At 60.2% G+C, this 6,994-nt stretch carries 5 protein-coding genes; all 5 read left to right on the forward strand.

What is annotated here, in order from left to right; genetic code table 11:
* Positions 1-14: 14 nt before the first annotated feature.
* On the forward strand, positions 15-1,778 hold the full coding sequence (locus VGM48_RS19740) for a RagB/SusD family nutrient uptake outer membrane protein (RefSeq protein ID WP_331582153.1): 1,764 nt from the start codon (positions 15-17) through the stop codon (positions 1,776-1,778).
* Positions 1,779-1,811: 33 nt separating this feature from the next.
* Entirely contained in the window at positions 1,812-3,080 is a 1,269-nt protein-coding gene (locus VGM48_RS19745) for an MFS transporter (protein WP_331582154.1), read from the forward strand.
* Positions 3,081-3,105: 25 nt separating this feature from the next.
* A complete protein-coding gene (locus tag VGM48_RS19750; protein ID WP_331582155.1) occupies positions 3,106-4,101 on the forward strand; it encodes an NAD(P)-dependent oxidoreductase in 996 nt (331 codons plus the stop codon).
* A 29-nt stretch (positions 4,102-4,130) separates the two neighbouring features.
* Positions 4,131-5,609, forward strand: coding sequence for an FGGY-family carbohydrate kinase (locus VGM48_RS19755; protein ID WP_331582156.1), 1,479 nt, complete (start codon positions 4,131-4,133; stop codon positions 5,607-5,609).
* A 61-nt stretch (positions 5,610-5,670) separates the two neighbouring features.
* A partial coding sequence (locus tag VGM48_RS19760) for an FGGY-family carbohydrate kinase (protein WP_331582157.1) occupies positions 5,671-6,994 on the forward strand: 1,324 nt, incomplete at its 3' end.

The raw sequence follows: 6,994 nt of genomic DNA on the forward strand, positions 1-6,994 counted from the left end.
AAAAAAACAAGATCATGAAACGCTTCCATATAAAAATTGTCACCCCGATACTCCTCACCGCCTCCCTCCTCGGATGCAAAAAGCACGAACTCGATCTGCAGCCTTTCGACAAGCTCACACCCGCCAATTCTTTTCAGTCGGCGGACGACCTACAGCTGTACGCCAACTCTTTTTATAAAATGTTGCCCCAGGGCGACGATATCATCCGCGGCGACGAGTTAAGCGATTTCGCCGCCAACAAAAGCGCCTCCCAATACCTGATACCCGGCGGCTTCTCCGCCACCCTGGCCACCGGCTGGACCTGGACAAGCCTCCGCAACGTCAACTACTTCCTCCAACACTATCAGGAGGCAAAGGTCACCGACGCGGTAAAGAACAACTACGCCGGCATCGCCCGCCTCTTCCGCGCCTGGTTCTACTACAACATGGTCCGGAAATTCGGCGACGTTCCCTGGTATAACGCTCCGCTCAACGTCGGCGACTCGGCCCTCTACAAACCCCGCGACCCCCGCGCCCTCGTCATGGACAGTGTCCTGGCGGATATCAGCTTCGCCTGTGACAATATCACCGTCGGCAAGGATGCCACCGCCTCGCAGATCACCAAATGGGTGGCCCTGGCCCTCAAATCCCGCATCTGCCTCTATGAAGGCACCTATCGTAAATATCATCCCGAACTGAACCTCGTCTCCACGGCCACCCAGTGGCTGACCGAAGCCGTCAACTCCGCCCAGGCCGTCATGACAGGCGGACAATACAAACTGCATACGAATGCCACGCCCACCCTCAGCTACCGCGATCTCTTTGTCAGCTCCACGCCCTCCAGCGACGAGACCATCCTGGCCTACGTCTGCAATGCCAGCCTCCAGGTGTTCAACGATGCCAACTGGTATTACACCAGCGCCACCTATGGCGATCGCCTCAGCCTCACAAAAACCTTCGTCAACACCTATCTCAATACCGATGGCACCCGGTTCACCGACAAGCCCGGCTACGACACCCTGGTGTTCCCCAACGAGGTAAAGAACCGCGATCTCCGGCTCCAGCAGACGATCCGCCTCGGCAGCTACAAGCGCAGCGACGGCTCCGCCGCTCCCCCCGATTTCACCTACACCTATACCGGCTACCAACCCCTGAAGTTCACCCTCGACTCCAAAGCCACCGACGGCATCGAGAAGAACGATAACAGTATCCCCATCATCCGCTACGCCGAAGTGCTGCTCAACTACGCCGAAGCCAGGGCCGAACTGGGCGCCTTCACCGCCGACGACTGGAACGCCACGATCAAACTCATCCGCGCCCGCGCAGGCATCACCAACACCGCGATGCCGACGACTGCCGATCTTTACCTGCAGCAAAACTTCTTCCCCAATATCTCGGACCCCGTCCTCCTCGAGATCCGCCGCGAGCGCGGTATCGAACTCGCCCTCGAAGGTTTCCGGTACTATGATCTCTTCCGCTGGAAGGCCGGCAATCTCCTGCAGATGACCTACAAGGGTCTTTATGTCCCGGCCATGAATACCCTCTACGATCTCAACGGCGACGGAAAACCCGATGTCTCCTTCGTCAGTTCTATTCCCTCCACAAAGGTTTCGGGTGTATATTACTTCCTGATCGATAACACCCAGGCCCGGTTATCAAACGGCACAAGCGGCAACATCATCTGGTTGAGCAATATCACCCGCGAGTGGGATGACTATAAATATTATTATCCGATTCCCTACAACGAGCTCGTACTAAACCACAACCTCGTTCAAAACCCGGGCTGGGATCATCCGTAATAAATTGGATCACGCACAAAAAGCACTATTCGAATGAACAGTACACAAACCGCCACCACACTCCCCGGCAACTCGCTGGTCGACAAGGCAGGCATTCCCCGGCAGCTCGCCTGGGGTTACGCGGGGATCATGATCTTCATGATGGGCGACGGGATGGAACAAGGATGGCTAAGCCCCTACCTGCTCGAACATGGCATGAGTATCCAGCAGTCGGCGACGCTCTTCACCGTCTACGGCATCACCATCGCCGTCTCCTCCTGGTTCTCCGGCGTTCTCTCCGAAGGTTTCGGCATCCGCAAAACGATGCTCGCAGGTCTCCTGCTCTATCTCCTCGGCACGGTCGGCTTCATCGGCTTCGGGATAAAAGATCTCGACTATCCCGTGATGCTCATGACCTACGCGCTCCGCGGTTTCGGCTACCCGCTGTTTGCTTATTCCTTCCTGGTATGGATCACCTACGTAAGCCCGCCAAACAAACTCGGCCGCGCGGTCGGCTGGTTCTGGTTCGTCTTCACGGGCGGGCTCAACGTACTGGGAGCCTATTATAGCAGCTGGGCCATCCATCGCCTCGGGTATATCAACACGCTCTGGAGCGCCGTATTCTGGGTGCTGGTCGGTGCGTTCTTCGCACTCGTGCTAAACAAAGCGCCCTTCCATCCGGTAAAAGGCGGACTCGACGCAAAACTGCGCGAACTGACAAAAGGACTCACCATCGTCCGCGAAGAACCAAAAGTCCTCCTCGGCGGGATCGTCCGCGTGATCAACACCACCGCCCAGTTCGCCTTCCCCGTCTTCCTGCCGACCTTTATGGCGGGTCACGGTATTTCGACCACCCAATGGCTCGGCATCTGGGGCACCATCTTCACCAGCAACATCGCGTTCAACCTGATCTTTGGTTTCGTCGGCGACCAGCTCGGCTGGCGTAACACGGTCCTCTGGTTCGGCGGCGTGGGCTGCGGCGTGACGACCTTGCTCTTCTATTACTCTCCCGGCCTCACCGGGGACAATTTCTGGCTGATCATGCTCGCGGGTATCCTCTGGGGCGCACTCCTCGCCGGTTATGTTCCCCTCACGGCCCTCGTACCCTCACTCGTAAAAAAAGACAAGGGCGCGGCCATGGCGATCCTCAACCTCGGCGCGGGTCTGCCGGTCTTCGTCGGTCCGGCTATCGTCGGGCTCTTCATCGGGTCGGTCGGCAACGCCGGCGTCATCTGGATACTGGCATCCCTGTATTTCCTCGGCGCCATCCTGACCCGGTTCATCACCCTCCCGGACAACGCAAAAACCTCGACATCAAAATAACGCAAACAAGAAACACACGATACGAATGAAAGTACTCATCACGGCGCCCTATCACGAAACAGCCCGAAAAGAATTGGCGGCAACACTGGGCGAGATCATCTACCGGCCCTGGAAGCCACAGGGCAGAGCCTACAACGAAAAAGAATTGATCGGCCTGCTGCAGGTCACCGGCGCGGAGGCGCTGATCACCGAGCACGACGAGGTGACCCAATCGGTTATCCGTAGCTTCCCCGGTCTCCAGTTTATCGGCGTCTGCCGCGGCACGCCTTCCAATGTCGCCATCGACATCGCCTCCCAGCTGAATATCCCCGTATTCTATACCCCCGCCCGCAACGCTCAGGCCGTTGCCGAGATGTTCATCGCCAACATCATCACCCTGATGCGCAAGATCATGCCCGCGCGCCAGTGGCTGCTCGACGGCCAATGGGAAAAAGGTGCCCACACCTCCTATCTGCAGTTCAAAGGCAACGAGCTCGCCGGCAAGACCGTGGGCATGGTCGGCTTCGGCGCCATCGGCCAGTGCATCGCCCACATGATAAAGGACTGGCCCTGCCCGATCCAATATTATGATCCCTATAGTACCTCCCCCTCGGGCGAGTTCAAAAAGGTAGCCCTGCCCGATCTGTTCGCCACCAGCGACATCGTCGGCGTCCACCTGCCCGCCAACGACAAGACCGCGGGAATGATCGATCAGACCCTTTTCTCCAAAATGAAACCCGGCGCTATCTTTGTCAACACCTCCCGGGCCATGGTGGTAAAAACAAAAGACCTTCTGGCCGCCCTGGAAGAAGATCGAATTGCCGGCGCCGTCCTCGACGTGTTCGACCACGAGCCGCCCGATGAACTCGATTACCGCGTGATCCGTCATCCCAACGTACTGGCCACCCCGCATATCGCCGGTGCCACCTTCGAAGTGGAAGACCATCATGCCGATATCATGAACCGCGGCCTGCTGGATTGGTTCGCCGATAAACAAAAGGAGAACAGATGGCTGGTCAATAAGGATATTTCAATAATTTGATCACATAGTTGAAAAACCGGTCTTCACCCATGGAAGCATTTCTCATCATCGATATCGGCACAGGCAACGCCCGCGTAGCCGTCGCGGCGTCGGACGGCGAGCTCCTGAGTATCCAACGCGAAGACATCCGCTATGAAAAGGATGATCGCTATCCCGACGCCATCGCCTTCGACCCCGATGCCCTCTGGGCGCAGGTCCTTCGCATGGCCGACAAAGCCCTCCAACGCACACCCGGCGTTCGCCTCAAGGCCTTCACCGCCACCAGCCAGCGCGAAGGGATCGTCCTGCTGGGAAAGAATGGCGAATCCCTCATCGGCCTGCCCAATATCGATCATCGCGGCCGCGAATGGGAGAACACCCTCGCCGACAAAGCCCGCGTCTATCAACTGACCGGCCGCTACCCGACATCGCTGTTCTCCGCCTTCAAACTCCTCGGTATCCGCCACAAACGGGCCGAACTATGGACACGCCTCTCGGGTTTCCTCAGCATCAGCGACTGGGTACAATACAAGCTCAGCGGCATCCGGCGTTATGAGCATTCCCAGGCCTCTGAAACCCTGCTCTACGACATCGCCGCAAAGGACTGGTCCCCCGAACTCTGCCGCCTCTTCGACATCGACCCGGCCCTCCTCCCGCCGTTGCAGTCCTCCGGCACCATCCTCGGCCCCGTCCTCCCCGAATACGCCTCCCGCTGGCCCGTGGCCTCCGCTGCCCCGGCCGTCGCCGGTAAATCTGCGCCCAATCCTGCCCCTCCCGTCGTCATCGGCGGCGCCGACACCCAACTGGCCATCGAAAGCACCGTCCCCGCTGCCGACGACATCATCATCGTCTCCGGCACGACGACACCCGTCATCCGCCTGATGGAGTCCTACCGTATCGACGAAAAACAACGCACCTGGACCGGCCGGCACTCCGTCGAGTCCCGCTTCGTCCTCGAAGCCAATGCCGGCGTCACCGGCCTCAACTACCAACGGCTGAAAGAGATCTTTTATCCAAACGAAGGCTACGACATCATCGAGCAGGAACTCGATGCGCTGTCCTGCCCTCAATGCGTGGCCGCCCTCGGCTCGCTGATCGCCGACGAACGCGCACCCCTGACCCGCGGCGGATTTCTGTTCGACGTCCCCGTTTCACACCAGCTCACCCGCGCCTCCTTCGTGTGGGCCACCCTCTGGGACATCGCCTGCTGCATCCGCGACAACTATTGCACCCTGAGCGAGGTGGCGCCCCACGAGAAAGATTATCTCTGGGCCTGCGGCGGCGGGATGCAAAGCCCGACGCTCCGCCGCCTCATCGCGACCCTCGTCGGAAAAAGAGTATTGCTCCGCCCCGACTTCCGGCAATCCTCCGTCGTCGGCGGCGTATACGCCTGCAACAAGGCCACCAACGGCCGCCGGCGCTCCCCCCTCACCCCCGAGATCGTTACTCCCGGCGACAGACAGCCGCTGGAAGCCCTTTATACCGAATGGAAGGCTACCCGCGCCGCCTTCCGCCAATTCGTCCCCTAAACGGGAACACCCGGCCATAGGATAACAACCGGCGCAGGCAAACCGGTCATAGCATATCAAAATGAACAAAACCGCATATTTTCTCGGCATCGACATCGGCACCCAGGGCGCCCGCATCGTACTCGTCGACGCCGCCGGCGACCCGGTAGGCGAACACCAGCAACCCTTCGCGCTAACCGCCCAGTCCCGCGAAGAACAATCCCCCGCGGAATGGTGGGCCACCTGCCTTCGGCTCCTCACCGAGCTCTCCGCCGCGCTAAACGCTAAACAAGCCGACGGCCAGGGTCCCGCAATCGATCCCCGTTGTATAAAAGCTATCGCGGTCACCTCCACCTCGGGCACCGTCATCCCCCTCGACGCGGCCAACCAGCCGCTGCACGACGCGCTGATGTACAGCGACCCCCGCTCCGCCGAAGTCGCCGGCAATGTCAGACAGACCGCCCAAACGGTTCACGCCCACGGCTACACCGGCTTCAACGCATCCAGCGGCCTCAGCAAAATGGTCTGGTTCACCCAGGCCTTCCCGGAAAAAGCCGCCCGCATCGCCCGCTGGATCCACGCCGCGGATTATATCACCGGCCAACTCAGCGGCCGCTGGGGGATAACCGATGAGACAAACGCACTGAAATCCGGCTTCGATCTCGCCACACGCACCTGGCCCGCCTATCTCTGGGAACAGCTTCCTATCAAACGCTCCTGGCTACCCGAAGTCGTCCCGGCCGGCACGCCGATCGCTACCCTGGAGCCAACCCTCGCCGCCCGCCTCGGCTGGAGCGACAAGATCCAAATCGTCGCCGGCATGACCGACGGCTGCGCCTCCCAGCTCGCCTCCGGCGCGGTAAGCCCCGGCGACTGGAACACGACCATCGGTACGACCATGGTGGTAAAAGGGGTCACAACCCGCCAACTGGAAGATGCCGCAGGCACGCTCTATAGTCACCGCCACCCACAGGGCTACTGGATGCCCGGCGGCGCCAGCAACACCGGCGCCGACTGGATCACAAAAGAATTCTCCGGCGACGGCACCAACGGCACAAACGGCGCCGGCCGCACCGGCCTCGCCGCCCTCGACACCGAAGCCGCACGACTCATTCCTACCGGACTCATCGCCTGGCCATTGTGTCAGACTGGTGAACGTTTCCCTTTTATCGCTCCTCAGGCCCGGGGCTTCGCTCCCCCGGGCCTGTCTGCCGCGCAGCGCTTTGCTGCCGGCATGGAAGGCGTAGCCTTCCTGGAGCGATACGCCTACGACGTCATCCGCCGCCTGTCCGGCGAACCCATCCGCGCCATCTACACCGCCGGCGGCGGCAGCAACAGCGACACCTGGCTCACCATCCGCTGTAACGTTCTCGACCTGCCCATAAAAAAAATGAAACACGGGACCG

Source organism: Puia sp. (genome assembly GCF_036500295.1).
Classification (GTDB): Bacteria; Bacteroidota; Bacteroidia; order Chitinophagales; family Chitinophagaceae; genus Puia.